Raw genomic sequence first — 20,979 nt, 5'->3', positions numbered from 1 at the left:
AAAGACTGATGGGACCACGAAGCAGGCCGCGCCCACCTCGCGATGCCTGTTTGACGCGCCTACCAACCCACAAGACCGGCGCGCAGTCGCGCGCCGGTCCGGCAATCAACTATCCAGCTCGCTCCAGCGCGCGAACGCCGTATCCAGCTGCGCCTGCGCATCTCCCAGCGCGGCGGTATGCGCGGCCATCGCTGCGCTGTCGCGCTGATAGAAGGCCGGGTCGTTCATCGCATTGGTGAGCGCTGCGACCTGCTGCTCCAGGCTGTCGATCAAGGCCGGCAACTGCTCCAGTTCGCGTGCATCCTTGTAGCTGAGCTTGCGCTTGGGCGCGGCATCTACCGCTGGCACCGCAACCGCCACGGGCGTGGTCGCCGCAGCCGTCGCCGAGGCCTTGGCGACGGCCATCGCATTGGTCGCCGGCGTACGCCGCTGACGCAACGAATCGCTATAACCGCCGACGTAATCGCCGATCAGGCCATCGCCTTCCATCACCAGCGTCGAGGTCACCACGTTGTCGAGGAAGTCACGGTCATGGCTGACCAGCAGCAAGGTGCCGGTGTATTCGCCAAGCAACTCTTCCAGCAGCTCGAGCGTTTCCACGTCCAGATCGTTGGTCGGTTCGTCCATCACCAGCAGGTTGGACGGCTGCGCAAACAACCGTGCCAGCAGCAGGCGATTGCGCTCGCCACCGGATAGCCGCGTGATCGGCGCACGGGCGCGCTCGGGCGTGAACAGGAAGTCCTGCAGATACGCATGCACATGCTTGCGCTTGCCATTGATCTCCAGGAAATCGCGGCCTTCGGCCACGTTTTCGATGGCGCTCCAATCCTCGCGCAGGGTCGAACGGTACTGGTCGAAATACGCAATCTGCAGATTGGTACCGATGCGGATTTCGCCTTCCTGCGCCTGCAGATCGCCCAGCAACAACTTGAGCAAGGTGGTCTTGCCGCTGCCGTTGGGGCCGATCAGACCGATGCGATCGCCACGCTGGATGATGGTCGAAAAGTCCTTGACCATCGTGCGCGCACCGAACGCAAAGCCGACCTCCTTGGCCTCGATCACCTTCTTGCCGGACGACTCGCCCTGCGAGACTTCCATGCGCACATTGCCGGTCAGGTCGCGACGCTGCACGCGCTCGTTGCGCATCGATTCCAGACGTCGCACACGGCCTTCGTCGCGGGTACGACGCGCCTTGATGCCCTGGCGGATCCAGACTTCTTCCTGCGCCAGCATCTTGTCGAAGCGCGCATTTTCCTGCGCCTGCGCATTGAGCCGTTCTTCGCGACGCCGCTCGTAGTTGGCCCAGTCGCCCGGCCAGCTGGTGACCTGGCCACGATCGATTTCGACGATGCGGGTCGCCAACGCACGCAGAAAGCGCCGGTCATGGGTCACGAACAGCACGCTGCCGCTCCAGTTCTTCAGGAACGACTCCAGCCAATCGATCGCTTCGATATCCAGATGGTTGGTCGGCTCGTCCAGCAGCAGCACATCCGGCGAGGACACCAGCGAGCGCGCCAGCAGCACGCGGCGCTTCATGCCGCCGGACAGGCGCGCAAACTCCGCATCGCCGTCCAGTTCCAGCTTGGTCAGGGTCTCGGTGACGCGCTGATCCAGCGCCCAACCGTCGGCCGCGTCGATCTTGGCCTGCACCTTGCCAAATGCATCGGCATCGAACACTTCGGCATGGCTGAGCTGATGGAACTCGGCCAGCCAGTGGCCTAGTTCGCCCAGGCCATCGGCCACCACGTCGAACACGCTGCCGCCGGTACCCTGCGGCACCTCCTGCTCCAGCCGTGCGATGCGCACGCCCTGCTGCACGCGCACTTCGCCGTCGTCGGGCCTGAGCTCGCCGGCGATCAATTTCATCAAGGTCGATTTGCCGGCGCCGTTGCGGCCGATCAGGGCGATACGCTCGCCCGGCTCGATCGTGAGGTCGGTTTTTTCCAGCAACAAGGGGCCGCCGACGCTGTAGTCGACGCTTTGCAGAGTGATTAAAGGCATGCGCCAATTGTACGGGAATCGGGAATGGTGAATCGGGAATGGAAAAAGCCGCAGCCACTACCTTTGCGATTCCCGATTCCCACTCCCGATTCCCGGCTAAAATGCGCCATGAACGAATTCTCCGCGCTGCCGCTGTCGCCGGCCCTGGCCCCCGGCATCGACGCCCTTGGCTACACCGTCCTTACTCCCATCCAGGCGCAGAGCCTGCCGCCGATCCTGCAGGGGCTGGACGTCATCGCCCAGGCGCCGACCGGTAGCGGCAAGACCGCCGCGTTCGGGCTGGGCCTGCTGCAGAAGCTCGATCCTGCCTTGACCCGTGCGCAGGCGCTGGTGCTCTGCCCCACCCGCGAACTGGCCGACCAGGTCGGCAAGCAGCTGCGCAAGCTGGCCACCGGCATCCCCAACATGAAGCTGGTGGTGCTCACCGGCGGCATGCCGCTGGGCCCGCAGCTGGCATCGCTGGAAGCGCATGACCCGCAAGTCGTGGTCGGCACGCCCGGCCGCATCCAGGAACTAGCCCGCAAGCGCGCGCTGCATCTGGGCGGTGTGCGCACGCTGGTGCTGGACGAAGCCGACCGCATGCTCGACATGGGGTTCGAAGAACCCATCCGCGAAATCGCCAGCCGCTGCGACAAACACCGCCAGAGCCTGCTGTTTTCGGCCACCTTCCCGGACATCATCCGCACCTTGGCGCGCGAGATCCTGAAGGACCCGATCGAAATCACCGTCGAAGGTGCCGACAACGCGCCCGAAATCGATCAGCAGTTCTTCGAGGTCGACCCGACCTATCGGCAGAAGGCCGTCGCCGGCCTGCTGCTGCGCTTCAACCCCGAATCCAGCGTGGTGTTCTGCAACACCCGCAAGGAAGTGGATGAAGTGGCCGGCTCGCTGCAGGAGTTCGGTTTCTCCGCACTCGCGCTGCATGGCGACATGGAACAGCGCGACCGCGATGAAGTGCTGGTGCGCTTCGTCAACCGCAGCTGCAATGTGCTGGTGGCCAGCGACGTGGCCGCACGCGGGCTGGACGTGGAAGACCTGGCGGCCGTGGTCAATTACGAGCTGCCCACCGATACCGAAACCTACCGCCACCGCATCGGCCGCACCGCCCGCGCCGGCAAGCGTGGGCTTGCGCTCAGCCTGGTGGCCTCACGCGAAACAGCGCGCGCGCAGGCGCTGGAAGTCGAACAAGGCCAGCCGCTGAAGTGGTCGCGTGCACCGTTGGCGACCGCGCGCCCGGCGCAGCTGCCGCAGGCGGCGATGACCACATTGCGCATCGACGGCGGCAAGACCGACAAGCTGCGTGCCGGCGACATCCTGGGCGCGCTGACCGGTGAAGCCGGACTGTCGGGCGCGGCCATCGGCAAGATCGCCATCTACCCCACCCGCTCCTACGTCGCCATCGCGCGCGCGCACGTCGCCAAGGCCTTGGCGCATCTGCACGCGGGCAAGATCAAGGGACGCCGGTTCCGGGTCAGCAAGCTCTAAACAGCAGTCGTAACGTGCGGGAGCGCATGAACCTGGATGCGGCGTTGGCCGAGTTCAGCGAGTCTGGCGCGACAGATAAGGCGGCCGGTGCGATGCCGGCCGCATGCGAGGCCTTGCTGGCGTTACGCCGATGCGTGCACTTGCTCGTAGCATTGACTGCGGCGATACACGATTCGGCGCCGCCAACAACCGGGAGCGCGCAGTTCTAGGCAGGCACCAGAGCATGGCGGAGAGCTGCAATGCAGACGCATTCGCTGTGCACCCCGAGGGCCATTGCGCCTGCCTGCTGGCAAGCGCACTCCGAACACGCACCGCGCCTATCTACCGCCAAGCGCGCTAGGTCAGGCGGTCGACCTCAGTAAGCCAAGGTCGCCAGCAGCGGCACATCGTTGACCCACTTCGCGCGGCCCTGCAGTGCTTTCAGCTCGACGAGCACCGCCGCGCCGACGATTTCCAGCTCCAGCTGTGCGGCCAGGCTCAGCGCAGCACGCAACGTGCCGCCGGTGGCCAGCACGTCGTCGACAATCAGCACGCGCGCGCCGCGTGGCAATGCGTCTTCGTGCATTTCGATGCGATCGGTGCCGTATTCCAGGGCATATTCCTGGATCAGGGTGCGCCCCGGCAGCTTGCCCGGCTTACGGACCGGCACGAACCCGGTACGCAGTTCGCGTGCCAAGGCCGCGCCCAGGATGAAGCCGCGCGCTTCGATGCCCAGCACCGCGTCCAGCGGCGTGGTGCGCCAGGGCTGCGCCATCTCATCCAGCGCAGAAGCGAAATCCGGGCCATCGGACAGCAGCGGCGTGATGTCCTTGAAGACGATGCCCGGCTTGGGGAAATCGCCGATGTCGCGAATCCGTTCCGACCAGTGATTGGGGCCGGAGGAGTTGGTGCCGGCGCAGCGCGTGCAGTCTGTCATGGTGGGATGGCGTCGTTGCCAGTGGGGACCGCCCTATTCTAGGCTGCGCAGCGCTTGACGCGGCATTTATGGCATCCGTGCGTCTGAGCGCGTCAGGAACTGCAGGACAGCATCGAACACCCGGCGCGATCGCGCGCCCACTCCGGCCGGCGGGCAGCGAACGCCGCGTTGCCTGGTTGGTCGTCATATGGCCGGCGCATGACCTCCAGCACTTCCTGCACGCCCGATGGGTCGCCCTGCTCGGCCTTGTCGATCGCCTGCTGCGCCAGGTAATTGCGCAGCACGTAGCGCGGGTTGGCCAGGCGCATCCGCTCGCGCCGCTGCTCCGGCGACAAGCTGTCCTGCTGCAGCCGAGCGGCATAACGCTGTAACCAGTCGTGCAGCTGCGGCGCAGTGGCCAGGCGCTTGTGTTCGTCGTAGAACGCCTCGTGCAGCAGCTGTGGGTCCGGCTGCTCAGGCGTGAGGTCGATCAACGCGCGGAAGGTCAGCGTCATGTCCATTTCCGCCTCGCGCATCAGATCGCGCAGCGCATCGAGCAGTTGCAGGTCCTCGTCGCGGCACTCGGCCAGCCCCAACTTGGCAGCGGCGTCATTGCGGTCGCACGCCAGATACGTGTCGCGAAACCGGTCCAGCCCCTGCTGCAGGGGTGCGGCGTCGGCGAACAGCGGCGCCAGCGCCTGCGCCAGACGGCCCAGGTTCCAGTACGCCACCTGCGGCTGGGTGCCGAAGCGATAGCGGCGGCCCTGCGCATCGGTGGTGTTCGGGGTCCAGTCCGGGTCGTAATCGTCTATCCACCCATACGGGCCGTAATCGATGGTCAGGCCCAGAATCGACATGTTGTCGGTATTCATCACTCCGTGCACGAACCCCACCCGCATCCAGTGCGCCACCATCACCGCAGTGCGTTCGCAGATCTGCGCGAACCACGCCGCATAGAGCGCCTCGCCACTGCCGCCCAGTTCAGGGAAATCGCGCGCAATGGTGAACTCCACCCAGTGCCGTAACAGGGCAACATCGCCGCGCACACTCGGCAATTCGAAATTGCCGAAGCGGATGAACGATGGCGCCACCCGGCACAAAATCGCCCCCGGCTCCCGCTGCGGCCGGCCGTCGTAGAACATGTCGCGTACCACTGCATCGCCAGTGGTCAGCAGGCTCAACGCACGCGTGGTCGGCACGCCGAGATGGTGCATCGCTTCGCTGCACAAGAATTCGCGAATCGACGACCGCAGCACTGCCCGGCCATCGGCACCGCGCGAATACGGCGTCGGACCGGCGCCCTTGAGCTGCAACTCGTAACGCCCGCCATCCACTCCGATCGCTTCGCCCAAGGAAATCGCCCGGCCGTCGCCCAATTGACCAGCCCAATGGCCGAACTGGTGACCCCCGTAATTGACAGCCCATGGCTGCATGCCCGGATACAGGCTATTGCCGCCAAAGACCTCGGCAAAGCGCGCACTCGCAATCTCGGCCGCGTCCAACCCGAGGGTCTGCGCCATCTCCGCCGAATAGGCGATCACGCGCGGCGCAGCAACCGGGGTCGGCAGCACCGACGACCAGGCGGCGCTGACCTCGCGACGGCGCGAACCGTTTTCTGGGTCGCCGGGCAACTGTTGGCGCAGGCGATTATCAAAGTGCAGCGTTGTCATAACGCAAGCCTAGGCCACCGACGGTGAACTTGACATGGGCTACCCCGCATCCGGGCGCGCGTGCGCAGCGTATCTTCACTTCGCATACCAACACCAAGCGAGCTCCTCCTGCACATGCTGGCGACAACAGATCACCGCTAATACGCGTCGCAATCGCCACACGGCCGCCGATGCAATGCGCAATTGGCGGACATCGCTGCCGATGGACGTGCACGCGATCCAGCGCGCACCACTCGTTCGCACCCGACCGACTCAAGCCCCTTCCTGACCGACATCGCCCATGCCTCTTCGCGCATTCCGCTGGATCCGTCCCGCCCTCCTGCTGCTCGGCTCGCTCAGCCTGACGGCCTGCAGCAGCGTGTTCTTCGGTGGCATCAATGCCGCCTCCAGCCGCGATGGCGTCGTCGAACATCCCAACCAGGTCTTCGATCCCGAACATGGTCTGGCACTGGACGTCTACCAGCCACGGGGTGTGGTGGACGCTCCGGTGGTGGTGTTTTTCTATGGCGGCACCTGGAAACACGGCAAGCGCGCCAATTATCGCTGGATGGGCCGCGCGCTGGCCCGTCAAGGTGTCGTCACGATGGTGGCCGACTACCGCAAGTTCCCGCAGGTGGGCCTGCAAGGGTTCATGGCCGACGCCGCCAGCGCAACCGCCTGGAGCTATCGGCACGCGCATGCGTACGGCGGCGACCCCACGCGGCTGGCCGTGATGGGGCACTCGGCCGGTGCCCACATCGCCGGGCTGCTGGCGACCGATCGCAGCTGGCTGCAAGCACAAGGCTTGCAACCGCAGCAGTTGTGCGGCTTTGTCGGCCTGGCCGGGCCCTATGATTTTGCTCCGATGACCGATCCCGAAATCGTCGAGATCTTCGGCACCTCGCCAGCCGATCAGGCCAAGTCGCAACCGGTGCTCTACGTCGACGGAAACGAACCGCCGATGCTGCTGTTGCACGGCGACGCCGACCGCGTCGTCGAGCCACAAAACAGCGTTGCGCTGGCCGAAGCCATGCGCAGCAAAGGAGAAAACGTGCAGGTCAAGTTTTATCCAGGCGTCGGCCACATGGGCCTGGTGCTCGCCTTCCGCAAGCCGCCGGCCGATTCGCCGGAACTTCGCGACACCGTGCAATTTCTTCGCCAGTACAAAGCGCGCTAAGGTTGGGCTGACGACCACGATGAGCGACTGCGCGGCTGGCAGCTCCCTCATGGGCCGGTGATCTAGCAGCGGCGTGGCTGCCGAAGCCACGCCGTTGTCATCTCCAGCGTCAGTCGTTGTTGTTGCGTCCCATCAGTGCATAGGGACCACCTTTCTTCAATGCAGCCTGATACGCGGGGCGCGCCTCGATCCGCTCCAGAAACGCGCGCAAGCGCGGATAGTTCTCCAGCCCGCCACCCCGTGCCGCCGCAGCTTGGGCCGGGAAACTCATCTGGATATCGGCAGCGGTAAAGCGCTCGCCGGCAAACCAGGCACTGGCCTGCAGCGACTGCTCCATCCAGTCCAGATGCAACTTCACCTGCGGTCCGACAAAACCCGACATCGCCTTGTCCACGATGGCACGCGCAATGGGTTTGGCGAAGAACGGCATCGGCGCGCTACGGATGCGAGCGAAGATCAACGTCATCAACAGCGGCGGCATGGCCGAGCCTTCGGCGTAGTGCATCCAGTAACGGAACTGCTGACGCTCCGGGGAGTCGATCGGCCGCGCAGGCGGCGACAGCGCGCATTCGGTGTCGTAGCGCTCGGTCAGATACTCGAGAATGGCGCCCGACTCGGCGATGGTCAGGCCGCCATCGACAATGACCGGCGACTTGCCCAGCGGGTGGATCGCGCGCAACTCTGCCGGGGCCAACATGGTCTTGGCATCGCGCTCATGGCGCACGATCTGATAAGGCAGCGCCAACTCTTCGAGCAGCCACAGCACGCGCTGCGAACGGGAGTTATTGAGATGGTGAACAGTGATCATGGCAAGCGGCCGCACACGGAAAACGCCATCCTACCCACCTGGACGTCATTGCCGCGCGCAAGCACTGCCGCACGCCGACCAATCGTCGGTCTGTCGCTTGATCGTTCTTGCGTATCGCCCCACACAACGCATGCGGTGAGCAATCGCCGCAGAGGCAGGCTGACCAACTAACGTGGTTGGATGACTGGAGGCGGCAGGAAGACCGGGAAACTCGGCAAATCGAACACCGGACAGGCACGAACTGGATGCAGACCAGCCGTGGCGTGGAGACACACACGACCACACCGGCGCAGGGTCACTAAGGGATAATAAAAACGCCGACAATAAAAAACGCCGGCCGCTTTCGCGACCGGCGTTTTTGGCAACCCTAAGGTTGCAGACGGATTAGACCGCCTGCACCTGGTCAGCCTGCATGCCCTTCTGGCCCTGCACGGCGACGAAGGTGACCTTCTGGCCTTCCTGCAGCGACTTGAAGCCGGTGCCCTGGATGGCACGGAAGTGCACGAACAGGTCCGGGCCGCTTTCCGGGGTGATGAAGCCGAAGCCCTTGGCATCGTTGAACCACTTCACGGTACCGCTCTGACGTGATGCATCTGACATTTTACTAACTCCTGAACTATAGATTGATAAATCGCAGCGTCCGAAAAGCCGGAGCTGAGACTGAGTTGCAGGCGTTGGTAAAGCGGAACGATGAAGCGAGATCTGTAACGATCCGGCTGCATCAGGCCACGATTCACGGTGACCCTTGCAAACACAGTGCGTGCACAGTACTCGTGTTTTCGGCAAAAAGCGACACCTCGCGTCAAATCTTTTGCAGTCAGGCCAAATCCGACTGTCTGTCAGGTCCCTCCCCATCCACAATAGTGCGATGAATACGCCTCAAACACCGACACGCGCGCAGATCTGGGTCGATGCCGACGCCTGCCCCGCGGTGATCCGCGACATCCTGTTCCGCGCCGCTGCGCGCACCGGCACCGCCGTGACCCTGGTCGCCAATCACTATCTCAGTACGCCGTCCCTGCCCCATGTCCGCGCCTTGCAGGTGCCTGGCGGCCCGGACGCGGCAGACGACGCGATCGCCGAACGGGTGGCCGCAGGCGACCTGGTGGTGACCCAGGACATTCCGCTGGCCGCACGCGCGCTGGAAGCCGGTGCTACGGCGGTCGGCCTGCGCGGCGAAGCGTTCACCAGCAACACCATCAAGGAGCGCCTGTCGGTCCGTGGCTTCATGGAGGAGTTGCGCGGTGCAGGCATCGCGACCGGCGGGCCGCCGACACTGCACGCACGCGATCGCCAAGCCTTCGCTGCCCAGCTGGACCGCTGGCTGGCCGCGCAACCACGCACGCCGACCTAACGCGCCGCAGCTGGACCGGGCGCGTATCATGAGCGCCCTTTGCAATCGGCATCCTGATGGCTCTCACCGCCACCGTCCGTAGGGCGGAACTTCAGATCAGCGACATGGACCGCGGCTACTACGCCAACCATCCGCTGACCCTGGCCCAACATCCTTCCGAAACCGACGAGCGCCTGATGGTGCGGCTGCTCGCGTTCGCCTTGTTCGCCGACGACCGCCTGGAATTTGGCCGCGGCCTCAGCAACGACGACGAACCCGACCTGTGGCGGCGCGACTACACCGGCGACCCGGATCTATGGATCGACCTCGGCCAGCCCGACGAGAGTCGCGTGCGCAAGGCCTGCAACCGTTCGCGCGAAGCGGTAGTAATCGGCTACGGCGGTCAAGCCACCGAAACCTGGTGGAAGAAACACGCCAACGCCATGGGCCGGCACAGCAACCTGCGCGTGATCGAACTGGACTCGCAGGCCACCGAGGCCCTGGGAGCGCTGATCCAGCGCGGCATGCGTTTTGACGTGATCATCCAGGACGGCGAAGTGCAGATGCTGGCCGACCACGGCAGCGTCACCCTGACCCCGATGGTGCGGCAAGCGCCAGTCGAATGAGCATGCGTTGCGACGTGCTGGTCATCGGTGCCGGGGCTGCCGGCCTGATGAGCGCCTTCACCGCCGGCCGACGCGGCCGTCAGGTGCTGGTGCTGGACCACGCCAACAAGGTCGGCAAGAAAATCCTGATGTCCGGCGGCGGGCGCTGCAATTTCACCAATACCGGCACCACGCCGGGTAACTTCATTTCCGCCAATCGCCACTTCTGCAAATCTGCGCTGGCGCGCTACAGCCCGGGCGATTTCGTGGAGCTGGTCGAGCGTCACGGTATCGCCTATCACGAGAAAGAGCTGGGCCAGCTGTTCTGCGATACCTCATCCAAGCAGATCGTGCGGCTATTGCTGGACGAGTGCGAGGCAGCCGGGGTGCAGATCCACACCCAGTGCGAGGTGCGCTCGGTCCGCCGCGACAGCGACGGCTTCACGCTCGACACCAGCCTGGGGCGCGTGCAGACGCAATCGCTGATCGTCGCCACCGGCGGGCTGTCGATTCCCAGTATGGGCGCCAGCGGCTTCGGTTACGCCCTGGCCAAGCAATTCGGCCATACGCTGCTGCCGACGCGCGCCGGGCTGGTGCCGCTCACCCTGAGCGGCAAGCATCAGGAACGTCTGCAGGACTTGTCCGGCCTCGCGCTGCCGGTGGAGGCGCACTGCAACGGGGTCAGTTTCCGCAACTTCATGCTGCTCACCCACCGCGGCGTCAGCGGGCCGGCGATCCTGCAGATCTCGTCCTATTGGCAGCCCGGCGACGACTTGCGGCTGGACCTGATGCCGGGGCAAGACGCAGTCGCATGGCTGCGCGAGCAGAAACAGCAACGCGGGGCCACCGAGCTGCGCAATGTGCTGGGCGATGTGATGCCGCGACGCTTTGCGCAGCGCCTGTGCGAAGCGTGGTTGCCGGATAAGCCGGTGCGTCAGTTGGATCCACCGCAGCTGCAGAGCGCGGCCGAGCTGCTTGGCGCCTTCCCGCTGATCGCCAGCGGAACCGAGGGTTACCGCACCGCTGAAGTAACGCTGGGCGGAGTCGATACCGATCAGGTCTCAAGTGCGACCATGGAGTCGCGGCTGGTGACTGGCCTGTACTTCATCGGCGAAGTGCTGGATGTCACCGGCTGGCTGGGTGGGTACAACTTTCAGTGGGCCTGGGCATCGGGACATGCCGCCGGCAGCGTGGCCTGATCCCTCTTCATCGCGCGGAAGCGTGGCCCAAGTCTCACACCGGATGCGGCGTTGTCCACAGACATGGACGCAGCCGATGACCTTCGTGTATTAAAGCCCGTCGCCAGGGAGTTGCGCATGCAAAGAGGTAAAGATCTCACCCTCCGCCTGATGATCGTCGACGACAGTGTCGAGCGTGCGGAGGCGATCGTGACGGCGCTGCGCAACGGCGGCATCGCGGTGCGGCCTTCGCGCCCGCAATCTCCGGAAGAGCTCGCCAGCATGCTCGCCGGCCAGATCGATCTGGCCCTGCATGGGCAGGCGCTGCAGATTCCGATGAGCGCTCTGCAGCAGCAGATCGCCGGCAGCGGCAAGGACATTCCAATCATTCTGCTGGCCGAGCGCATCGAAGAGAATGCATTGGTCGAGGCCGCTGCGCACGGCATCCGTGCCATCGTGCTGCGCCACCGTCCCGAACACCTGCTCTCCCTGGTGCGTTCGGAATGGGCCGACCTGCAGGCGCGTCGCGGTCTGCGTCGCATCGAAGCGCAGATGCGCGAAACCGAGCGCCGCTGCGACGCACTGATCGCCTCTTCGCGCGACCCCATCGCCTACGTGCACGAAGGCATGCATATCCGCGCCAATGAGGCTTATCTGGAAATGTTCGGCTTCGAGTCGTTCGACGATGTCGAAGGCGTGTCGCTGCTGGACATGATCGCCGCGCAGTACGTCGACGACTTCAAGCAATTGCTCAAGGCCATGGCCAAGGGCGAGCCGCCGCCGGCGCAGTACAAGGTCGACGCGCGCCGACTGGAAGGCGACACCTTCCCGGCGACGATGGAATTTGCCACCGCCACCTACGAAGGCGAGCCGTGCATCCAGGTGGTGTTCCGCCGCCGCGAGGAGTTCGATCCGGAACTGGCGCGCGAGGTCGAAGACCTGCGCCAGCGCGATCAGGTCACCGGCCTGCTCAACCGGCCCACCTTCATGGTGGCGCTGGAACAGGCGGTGGCGCGCGCCGGCCGCAGCGAAGGCCAGTCCGGCTTCTTGCTGATCGAGCCGGATCACTATGCGCGCATCCTTCCCGAGATCGGCCTGGATTCGGCCGACGCCCTGATCGCCGCGATGGCCGCGCATGTGGCCGGTATCGTCGATGAAAGCGTAGTGGCGGCGCGCTTCGGCGAACACAGCTTTGCCCTGTTGCTGGACGGCAACTACGCACGCTCCCACGCGCTGGCGGAAACGGTACGCGATGCGTTCGCGCAGCATGTTTTCAGCGTCGGTTCGCGCTCGGCCACGGTCACGGTGAGCATCGGCGGCGTGCAGATCGGCGAAAAGATCGCCAGCATCGGCCAGGTGCTCAATCGCGGGACCGAGGCGGTGCGCACCACCGCCGAGCTTGGCGGCAACGCGGTAAGCATCTACGACCCGGCCGCCTCCGACCGCGCCGAGGAAGAACGCATCGAACGCTGGGTGGAGCAGCTGCGCGAGGCACTGGTTGGCGATGGCTTCCTGCTGCATTACCAGCCGGTGCTCAATCTGCAGGGCGAGCCGCTGGAGCTGTATCAGGCGTTCCTGCGCCTGGATCGCAATGGCGAGATGATGTCGCCGAATGCCTTCATGGCCATTGCCGAAGAGCACGACCTGGTCACCGAAATCGACCGCTGGGTGGTGGCCCGCGCCATCCGTCAGCTCGGTGAACGGCAACGTGCGGGGCACAAAACGCACCTGCTGGTGCGTGTCGGGCCGAACTCGTTCTCCGACCCGCAGATGATCGACACCATCCGCGAGCAGTTGGCGGTGTACGGCGTGCCGGGCGAGCGCTTGTGGTTACAGACGCCGGAATCGAAGGTGTTTACGCACCTGCGCAATGCGCAGCAGTTTCTGGCGGCAGTGTCGGCGATGGGCTGCAAGGTCGGGCTGGAGCAGTTCGGTTCGGGCCTGGACTCGTTCCAGCTGCTCGCGCATTTCCAGCCGGCCTTCCTCAAGCTGGACCGCGGCATCACCGGCGACGTCGCCTCGGCCCGCGAGAGCCAGGAAAAGATCCGCGAAATCACCTCGCGCGCGCAGCCGGCAGGCATTTTGACCGTGGCCGAATTCGTGGCCGATGCGCAGTCGATGAGCAGCTTCTTCAGTGCCGGAGTAGATTATGTGCAGGGCGATTTTGTCGCACCGACCGGCCCACTGATGAACTACGAATTCGGCTGATCCAACCGAAAGCCGGCAACGCAGGACAACAAAAAACCCGCAATGCGCGGGTTTTTTGTTGTCTTTCAAGCCGATACCCAGTCGACCAGCTTCCGACCAGGTGATGCAGCGGGCACTGTTTCGTTGAGCATGGGCGGTGCGTTCATGTGGCCGTTGCAACAACGATCGATGCTGATGACGGCAGCACCTTGCGCATCACACGGAGACGCGGCGATCTCCCGTGCCGCTTACAGTGCCGCGCCATTGGCCGCACGCAACGCAGCAAGGCGCTCGGTCAGCGGCGGGTGGCTGAGGAACAGGCGACGCAAGCCATTGCCCACCCCACCGGAGATACCGAACGCCTGGACTTGCGAGGGCAAGGTGCTCTGGCCGTGGTTGAGTGACAGCCGCTCCAGCGCGGCGATCATCTTGTTGCGCCCGGCCAGCTGCGCGCCACCGGCGTCGGCGCGAAACTCGCGACGGCGCGAGAACCACATTGCAATCATGGTCGCGAACATGCCCAACACCATCTCCAGCGCGAACACGATGATGTAGTAGGCAAAGCCGCGGCCGCCCTCGCGGTTGCCCGACAAGGTGCTGTCGATGATGCCGCCGACCACACGCGCCAACACGATCACGAAGGTATTCAACACGCCCTGCAACAGCGCCATGGTCACCATGTCGCCATTGGCAACGTGGGCGATTTCGTGGCCCAGCACCGCTTCGGCCTCGTCCTGACTCATGTTCTGCAGCAGGCCGGTAGAGACTGCGACCAGGGCTTTGTTGCGATTGGCGCCGGTTGCGAAGGCATTGATCTCTGGACCCTCGTAAACCGCCACTTCCGGCATGCCGATGCCGGCGGCCTGCGCCTGACGCCGTACCGTCTCCAGCAACCACCGCTCGGTCGGGGTGCGCGGCTCGGTGATGACCTGCGCACCGGTGCTGCGCTTGGCCATGAATTTGGACAGCAGTAAGGAAATGAACGCGCCGCCGAAACCGAAGATGGCGCCCATCACCAGCAAGCCGCTCATCTGCGCGGAATTGACGCCCAAGACCGACATCACAATGCTGGCGAGGAACAACACCGCCAGGTTGGTCAGCAGGAACAGGAAAATGCGGTTGAACATGACGCGCTTGCTCCACTGATGCAGGGTGAACTGTTGCGGATTTGCGGCCGTCGCGACTTGAAATCAAGCAAGCACCTGACCGACGATTCAGCTGTCTATGCCATTGCCCCTCTACCGCGGCCGCTTCGCGCCCTCCCCGACCGGCCCCCTGCACTTCGGCTCCCTGCTGGCGGCGTTTGGCAGCTGGTTGCTCGCTCGCCATGCCGGTGGGCAGTGGTGCGTGCGTATCGAGGACATCGACCCGCCACGCGCTGAGGCAGGCGCATCCGAACGCCAGCTGCGCAGCCTGGCCGCGTTCGGGCTGATCTCGGACCTGCCAGTGATTCGGCAATCCGACCGCGATGCGCAGTACACCGGCGTAATCGCCGCACTGCTGGAGGCCGGGCTGGCGTTCGAATGCAGCTGCAGCCGTGCCGATCTGGCCGAGATGGGCGGCATCCACCACGCTTGCGTGGCGCCGCTGGGCGACCGGCGCGCGGTACGACTGCGGGTGCCGCCCCAGGCGCCGGTCGGCTTCGACGATGCCTTGCAAGGCCATGTGTGGCAGGACGTGTACGCCGACGTCGGCGATGTGGTGTTGCGCCGTGCCGATGGCTATTGGGCATACCAGTTGGCGGTGGTGGTGGACGATGCACTGCAAGACATCACCGATGTCGTGCGCGGCGCCGACCTGCTCGACTCCACCCCGCGCCAACTCCTGCTGCAGCGCGCCCTGAACCTGCCGCAGCCACGCTATCTGCATCTGCCGCTGATCCTGGATGCCGATGGCCGCAAGCTGTCCAAATCGCATGGTGCGCCCGCACTGGACGACGCCGACCCGTTGCCGGCGTTGCGTGCCGCCTGGCAGGTCCTGGGCCAGGTGGCGTCCGCCCTGCCGCCGCGTGCGGATATCGACACGCTGCTGCAGCACGCCGTGCAGCATTTTTCGCCCGACCTGCTACCGCGCACCTGCGCCCTGGGCAGCGATGGGCGCGCATCGCAGCCCCGGCGTGACTAGAATTGCGACCCAGCATCGGCATCCGGGTGCGGCGCCTGCGCCGGCACCCTGATCGCCCCGGACTTACCTGCTTATTGGAGTCGTCATGACATCTCGCGTCGCATTGGTCACCGGCGGCACCGGCGGTATCGGTACCGCCATCTGCAAGCGCCTTGCCGACCAGGGCCATAAGGTGGCCAGCAACTTCCGCAACGAGGAAAAGGCGCGCGACTGGCAGCAGCGCATGCAGGCGCAGGGCTACGCATTTGCCCTGTTCCGCGGCGATGTGGCGTCGTCCGAGCATGCGCGTGCACTGGTCGAGGAGGTGGAAGCGTCGCTGGGGCCGATCGAGGTCCTGGTCAACAACGCCGGCATCACCCGCGATACCACCTTTCACCGCATGACTGCCGAGCAATGGCACGACGTCATCAACACCAACCTCAACTCGGTGTTCAACGTCACCCGCCCGGTGATCGAAGGCATGCGCAAGCGCGGCTGGGGCCGGGTGATCCAGATCAGTTCCATTAACGGGCTCAAGGGCCAGTACGGCCAGGCCAACTACGCAGCGGCCAAGGCCGGCATGCACGGGTTCACCATTTCGCTAGCGCGCGAAAATGCCGCGTTCGGGGTCACGGTCAACACGGTCTCGCCCGGTTACGTGGCCACCGACATGGTGATGGCGGTACCGGAAGAGGTCCGCGCCAAGATCGTGGCCGACATCCCGACCGGCCGGCTGGGACGTCCGGAAGAGATCGCCTATGCCGTAGCGTTTCTGGTCGCGGAAGAGGCTGCCTGGATTACCGGGTCCAATCTGGACATCAACGGCGGCCACCACATGGGCTGGTAACGTTTGCTGCAACTTTGCGGTGCAGCATGGATTTGGATCAAAAACCATGCTGCGCAACATTTTTAATGTGTCCGCTTAAGCAAATAAGGCCTTCTGACTGTTGCAACCGCTGCTGCGCTGCGCCATCCTGCGCGCACTATCAGTGTGAGTGAACGTTCCATGGCCGGACTTCGCATCATCAAGAAGTATCCCAATCGCCGTCTCTACGACACCGAGATTTCCAGCTATATCACCATCGAAGATGTGCGCCAGTTGATCATCGACGGCGAGGAGTTCGAAGTCCGCGATGCCAAGAGTGGCGAAGATTTAAGTCGTGCCGTCTTGTTGCAGATCATTGCCGACCGGGAACAGGACGGCGAGCCGATGCTCTCCACCCAGTTGCTGAGTCAGATCATCCGTTTCTACGGAGATTCGCTGCAGGGCTTCATGGGTAACTACCTGGAGCGCAGCATGCAGGTGTTCCTGGACCAGCAGCAGCAGTTCCGCCAGCAGATGGGCAACCTGCTCGGGCAGACCCCCTGGGCGATGATGAACCAGCTGACAGAGCGCAACCTGGAGTTGTGGCAGGAGTTTCAGCGCAACTTCGGCGCCGGTTTCGGTCGTCCGGGTGGCCCTGGCACACCGCCGACCCCGCCTGGCGCCGGCAGCATGGGCAGCGGCCCGATGGGCACCGGTACGCACGGTGCGTCCAACAGCCATACCGGTACCACCGGCAAGGCCCGCAACCGCGGATGACAGCACTGCTCGCGCCTCCAGCCCATCGGGCTGGCAGGCGCGCGAGCAGTCAGCGGCCGGCCTGCTCCGCGCAGGCCGAGCAGATCCGCTCTACGTGGTAGCCGCGCGCACGCAGGCGCTCCACCACACCGTCGTTTCCCAAAAGATGCAGGGCGCCCACCACGACCAAGGTGGTTCCACTGCCCTTGCCCAGCTGTTTTTCCAGACGTGGCACCCAGCGCGCATTGCGTTCGACGTTGATGTCCTGATACAGCGCCGGGTACTGGCGGCGCATGTCTTCGGCCATCTGCGTGGATAGCGTGTGCACGTCGCCATTGCGCCACGCCGCATGCAGCCGGCGCAGCTGATCGGTGGTATCGGCCTCGTCCAGCGCTTCTTCCAGCAGCTGATGCTGCTCGGTGGGCGACATGCCATCGAGCAGGGCGATCTGTTCTTCGGCGCGCTCCAGGCCGTCGGCGGGCTTGCCCTTGGCCTGCGCCTGAGCCATCAGGTAATGGTCCAGACCCGCGTTCGGGTCCATGCCTTGCCGGCTCATCTCGGCCAGGCTGATCGACAGTGCGACAAACCAGGGTTTGAGCGACTGCAGGGCGTCGATCGACATGCCGTACTTGCGCGCGTAGGCACTGAGCGCCTGCCAGGTCTTTGCGTCCAGCACGTCCTGCAGGGTGCGCCCATCGGTGCGTCGTGCCACCTGCAGCATGCGGCTGGCCAGCTGCGGCGATTGCGCATCCGACGGTGGCAGCTCGAACAGCAGACGGTCGGCCTTGGCGAATGCCTGCATCACATCCGGCGACAACGGGTAATCGCTGGGCTTGAGCACGTGGAACGAGCCCAGCAGATAGAGCGTGCCGCCCTTGCCGTCGACCTTCCACAGCAGCGGCACCGGCGGGCTGGCAGGTGCGTCGTTGGCACCACGCGCCCAGGCCGGTGCGGCCGCCCCGCTCCATAGCGCCAGGCCGATCAGCGCGCCACTGCACCAGGCGGCAATGCGCGCACGCAGGCGCACCGTCATCGCATCAACGTTCACCGTATCCACCTCATCACGTCAGTGCGGCACCTTGTAAGTTTTCTCGCCGGCCGAGACCGCCAGATCGATCCGGTTTTCCGGCGGCGGCAACGGGCAGGTTGCGAAGGGAGTGAACGCGCACGGCGGGTTGTAGGCGCGATTGAAGTCCACCGCCACATGACCGGACGCATCCGGCACGTCCACGTCCAGAAAGCGCCCGGCCGGATAGCTGCCGTGCCCACTGGTGCGGTCGGCGAACACCACGAACACCGGCCGCCCAGGTTCGCCGATCGTTTCCAGGCGATAGGTCTTGCCATCGCGCTCGAAGACGATGGCGCCGGCGTTGGGCTGCTCGCTACTGATGCCGACGATGTCCACGATCGGGATGGTCTTGCCAACATCGTTGGGCACGTAGCGTGCGGTGATGCGCCAGGAAGGATCTGCCGGCCAGTACTCCAGCCCGGCGAATTTGCTGCGCGATGGCGCGTCGGCGTGCTTGACCCGCAATGCGTAGCGGTCGCCGCGATGGATCAGGCTGAGCACGCCCTTGCCATCGTCGAAATGGATGAATGTGGGCTGCGGATCGCGATCGGACTGGAAGCGGATCTTGCCGGTTAGCGGCTTGCCATCCACGCTGAGCGCAGCGCCACGTTCGGGCACGAACCACACCGCCCCGCCCTCGCTGGACACCATGCCCATCTTCGGCGGCCCGACCGCGAGCCGGATGCCGCTATCGGCGCTACTGCCGATGTAATGCGCTTTCAGCGACAGCCAATGCAGCCCGACCAGGCTGGTCCAGCCATCGGGCGCACGCAGTTCGTTGATCCGGCTTTCGCGCCAGGCGGCGTTGTCGGCCAGGAATGTCTTGTCCAACGCCACCGGCGCGGCAGGCGGCGGCGCATCGCGCCCACATCCGACCAGCGCCGCTGCCACCAGCATGCCGAGCAGCCAGCCCTTCCCCGTGTGCACTGCCATCAACGCCCCCTGAGAAACCAACGATCAATATCGCTCAGCGTAAACCGAGCCCAGGTGGGTCGGCCATGATTGCATTGACCCGAGCGCTCGGTGGCTTCCATATCGCGCAGCAGCGCGTTCATTTCAGGCACGGTGAGACGTCGGTTGGCGCGCACCGCGCCGTGACAGGCCATGGTCGACAGCAGTTCGTCGCGTGCGCTGGCGATACGGCGGCTCTGACCGTGCTCGCGCAGGTCGCCCAGCACATCGCGCAGCAACGCCTCCGGCTCGGCATTGGCCAGCAAGGCGGGAATGCTGCGGACGTGCAGCGATTGCGGGCCGGCGCGGGTGATCTCGAAGCCCAGGGTAGCCAGCGTCTCGGCCTCGCGCTCGGCGGTATCGGCCTCGCGCTCGCCCACTGCCAGCGTCATCGGCACCAGCAACGGCTGCGCATGCAGGCCGATGCTGTCGTGCGCGTTCTTGAGCCGCTCGTAGCCGATGCGTTCGTGCGCGGCGTGCATGTCCACGACGATCAGGCCTTCGGCGTTTTCGGCCAGGATGTAGATGCCGTGCAACTGCGCCACCGCGTAGCCCAACGGCGGCACGCCGCTGTCTTCGGCCGTGACTGGCAGACCGGTTCCGGAGAACTGCGGCAGGCTGGCGGACTGCTGCGCGCTGCCGGAAGGCGGCGCATACAACGCGCTATAGGCTGCACGCGCTTCGTCCACACGCAGACCCAACGGCGTCTGCGAGGGCGTCCAGTTGGCGTAGCTGCCTGAGCCGCCGCCATTCCCGGATGCGCCGGCATACGGTGTGGCACCGTCGCCAGCGAGGTTGCCCATCCCACCAGTCGCCGCATAACCCGCGCCGTCGCTGCCGATGCTATTGGGTGTGGCGCCGGCGCGGGTCTGTGCCAGCGCATCCTGCAGGGTGCGATAGACGAAGTCGTGAATCAGCCGCGCTTCGCGGAAACGCACCTCGTGCTTGGCCGGGTGCACGTTAACGTCCACGCGCGCCGGGTCCAGCTCCAGAAACAGCACATACGCCGGTTGGCGGCCATGGAACAACACATCGCCGTAGGCCATCTTGACCGCGTGCGCCACGCTGCGATCGCGTACCGAACGGCCGTTGACGTAGAGATATTGCTGGTCGGTACTGGCCCGCGAGTAATGCGGTTGCGCAACCCAGCCATGCAAGCGCAGGCCGGCACCGCTGTGATCGACCCGCAAAGCCTGCCGTGCGAAATCCTCGCCCAAGGTTTCGCCCAGCCGCGCATCCGAATACAGATCCCCCGGCTTGTAGCGGCGCGACGGTTTGCCATTGTGCGAGACGCGCAATTCCACATCCGGGCGCGCCAACGCCAACGAGCGCAGCCACTCTTCGATGTGCCCAAGTTCGGTGCGTTCGGCACGCAGAAACTTGCGCCGCGCCGGCACGTTGAAGAACAACTCGCGCACTTCCACCGTGGTACCGGGCGCATGCGCGTGCGGCGTTACTTCGCCAAGCCGCCCGCCTTCGATCTGCAACGCCGAGCCGTGCTCGGCATCGTGACGCCGCGAAATCAGCGTAAAGCGGCTGACCGAGGCGATCGAAGGCAAGGCTTCGCCGCGGAAGCCGAGCGTGGCGACGGTTTCCAGATCGTCCAGCGAGGCGATCTTGCTAGTGGCATGCCGCGAAACCGCCAACGGCAGTTCATCGGGCGGAATGCCGCCACCGTTATCGCGGATGCGGATCAGGCGCACGCCGCCCTCTTCCAGATCGATATCCACGCGGGTAGCGCCGGCATCGAGGGCGTTTTCGACCAGCTCCTTGACCACCGATGCGGGCCGCTCGACGACTTCGCCGGCAGCGATCTGGTTGATCAGGATCTCTGGTAACTGACGGATCGCCATCAGCGCGCGCTTCGGCGCTGGCAGCGCAAAACAGGGTGCATCGCGGGTGTAGCAGGCAAGACGAACGTCGGCACGGCAATCCGTCGGCGCGCAGGCGCCGTCACTCAAGGAATCAGTGCGGAAT

18 protein-coding genes are annotated in these 20,979 nt (G+C 65.0%); 9 read left to right on the top strand and 9 right to left on the bottom strand.

What is annotated here, in order from left to right:
* Positions 1–105: 105 nt before the first annotated feature.
* Positions 106–2,001: an ATP-binding cassette domain-containing protein gene (locus RQH86_RS16975; protein WP_311238602.1), complete on the bottom strand. Its 1,896-nt coding sequence runs from the start codon at positions 1,999–2,001 to the stop codon at positions 106–108.
* Positions 2,002–2,109: 108 nt separating this feature from the next.
* On the opposite strand from RQH86_RS16975, the gene dbpA reads away from it, so the two are divergent.
* Positions 2,110–3,486 (top strand): ATP-dependent RNA helicase DbpA, encoded by a 1,377-nt coding sequence (dbpA, locus tag RQH86_RS16970; RefSeq protein WP_055851976.1) that lies wholly within the window; start codon positions 2,110–2,112, stop codon positions 3,484–3,486.
* 355 nt (positions 3,487–3,841) lie between these two features.
* Here dbpA and RQH86_RS16965 read toward each other — a convergent pair whose 3' ends face one another.
* Together RQH86_RS16965 and RQH86_RS16960 are read right to left on the bottom strand one after the other, a co-directional pair.
* Complete coding sequence (locus RQH86_RS16965; protein ID WP_115513178.1) at positions 3,842–4,402, bottom strand: adenine phosphoribosyltransferase; 561 nt, start codon at positions 4,400–4,402, stop codon at positions 3,842–3,844.
* 92 nt (positions 4,403–4,494) lie between these two features.
* Positions 4,495–6,051, bottom strand: coding sequence for a YdiU family protein (locus tag RQH86_RS16960; protein ID WP_311238603.1), 1,557 nt, complete (start codon positions 6,049–6,051; stop codon positions 4,495–4,497).
* 280 nt (positions 6,052–6,331) lie between these two features.
* Here RQH86_RS16960 and RQH86_RS16955 point away from each other — a divergent pair, with 280 nt between their 5' ends.
* Positions 6,332–7,207, top strand: coding sequence for an alpha/beta hydrolase (locus tag RQH86_RS16955; protein ID WP_311238604.1), 876 nt, complete (start codon positions 6,332–6,334; stop codon positions 7,205–7,207).
* A gap of 109 nt (positions 7,208–7,316) precedes the next feature.
* Here RQH86_RS16955 and RQH86_RS16950 read toward each other — a convergent pair whose 3' ends face one another.
* On the bottom strand, positions 7,317–8,015 hold the full coding sequence (locus RQH86_RS16950) for a glutathione S-transferase (protein ID WP_311238605.1): 699 nt from the start codon (positions 8,013–8,015) through the stop codon (positions 7,317–7,319).
* A gap of 384 nt (positions 8,016–8,399) precedes the next feature.
* Entirely contained in the window at positions 8,400–8,615 is a 216-nt protein-coding gene (locus RQH86_RS16945) for a cold-shock protein (RefSeq protein ID WP_005923176.1), read from the bottom strand.
* 268 nt (positions 8,616–8,883) lie between these two features.
* On the opposite strand from RQH86_RS16945, the gene RQH86_RS16940 reads away from it, so the two are divergent.
* The 4 genes from RQH86_RS16940 to RQH86_RS16925 all read left to right on the top strand — a co-directional run bounded on the left by RQH86_RS16940 (position 8,884) and on the right by RQH86_RS16925 (position 13,339).
* Positions 8,884–9,369: a YaiI/YqxD family protein gene (locus RQH86_RS16940; RefSeq protein ID WP_311238606.1), complete on the top strand. Its 486-nt coding sequence runs from the start codon at positions 8,884–8,886 to the stop codon at positions 9,367–9,369.
* Positions 9,370–9,425: 56 nt separating this feature from the next.
* A complete protein-coding gene (locus RQH86_RS16935) occupies positions 9,426–9,974 on the top strand; it encodes a YaeQ family protein (RefSeq protein WP_311238607.1) in 549 nt (182 codons plus the stop codon).
* Positions 9,971–11,152: an NAD(P)/FAD-dependent oxidoreductase gene (locus RQH86_RS16930; RefSeq protein ID WP_311238608.1), complete on the top strand. Its 1,182-nt coding sequence runs from the start codon at positions 9,971–9,973 to the stop codon at positions 11,150–11,152. Before RQH86_RS16935 ends, RQH86_RS16930 begins: the two co-directional genes overlap by 4 nt.
* 117 nt (positions 11,153–11,269) lie before the next feature.
* Positions 11,270–13,339 (top strand): EAL domain-containing protein, encoded by a 2,070-nt coding sequence (locus tag RQH86_RS16925; protein WP_115527936.1) that lies wholly within the window; start codon positions 11,270–11,272, stop codon positions 13,337–13,339.
* Positions 13,340–13,566: 227 nt separating this feature from the next.
* On the opposite strand, the gene htpX is transcribed toward RQH86_RS16925, so the two are convergent.
* Complete coding sequence (gene htpX / locus RQH86_RS16920) at positions 13,567–14,445, bottom strand: protease HtpX (protein ID WP_115513184.1); 879 nt, start codon at positions 14,443–14,445, stop codon at positions 13,567–13,569.
* Between the two features lie 97 nt (positions 14,446–14,542).
* On the opposite strand from htpX, the gene gluQRS reads away from it, so the two are divergent.
* From gluQRS to phaR, 3 genes are all read left to right on the top strand, one after another.
* On the top strand, positions 14,543–15,442 hold the full coding sequence (gluQRS, locus tag RQH86_RS16915) for a tRNA glutamyl-Q(34) synthetase GluQRS (RefSeq protein WP_311238609.1): 900 nt from the start codon (positions 14,543–14,545) through the stop codon (positions 15,440–15,442).
* 85 nt (positions 15,443–15,527) lie between these two features.
* Complete coding sequence (locus tag RQH86_RS16910) at positions 15,528–16,268, top strand: beta-ketoacyl-ACP reductase (RefSeq protein WP_055851936.1); 741 nt, start codon at positions 15,528–15,530, stop codon at positions 16,266–16,268.
* Positions 16,269–16,427: 159 nt separating this feature from the next.
* A complete protein-coding gene (gene phaR, locus RQH86_RS16905) occupies positions 16,428–17,003 on the top strand; it encodes a polyhydroxyalkanoate synthesis repressor PhaR (protein ID WP_005994381.1) in 576 nt (191 codons plus the stop codon).
* A gap of 49 nt (positions 17,004–17,052) precedes the next feature.
* Here phaR and RQH86_RS16900 read toward each other — a convergent pair whose 3' ends face one another.
* From RQH86_RS16900 to mutL, 3 genes are read right to left on the bottom strand one after another with little or no spacing between them, the layout of a single operon-like run.
* Positions 17,053–18,015, bottom strand: a complete 963-nt coding sequence (locus RQH86_RS16900; RefSeq protein ID WP_311238650.1) for a TraB/GumN family protein — start codon at positions 18,013–18,015, stop codon at positions 17,053–17,055.
* Between the two features lie 33 nt (positions 18,016–18,048).
* Complete coding sequence (locus RQH86_RS16895; protein ID WP_311238610.1) at positions 18,049–18,984, bottom strand: DUF1684 domain-containing protein; 936 nt, start codon at positions 18,982–18,984, stop codon at positions 18,049–18,051.
* A complete protein-coding gene (mutL, locus tag RQH86_RS16890) occupies positions 18,984–20,855 on the bottom strand; it encodes a DNA mismatch repair endonuclease MutL (RefSeq protein ID WP_311238611.1) in 1,872 nt (623 codons plus the stop codon). Before mutL ends, RQH86_RS16895 begins: the two co-directional genes overlap by 1 nt.
* Between the last annotated feature and the right edge of the window lie 124 nt (positions 20,856–20,979).

Origin of the sequence: Xanthomonas sp. WCS2018Noco2-27, from assembly GCF_031843525.1 — a bacterium.
Lineage (GTDB): Bacteria > Pseudomonadota > Gammaproteobacteria > Xanthomonadales > Xanthomonadaceae > Xanthomonas.
This window is presented reverse-complemented; position numbering and strand designations above follow the sequence as displayed.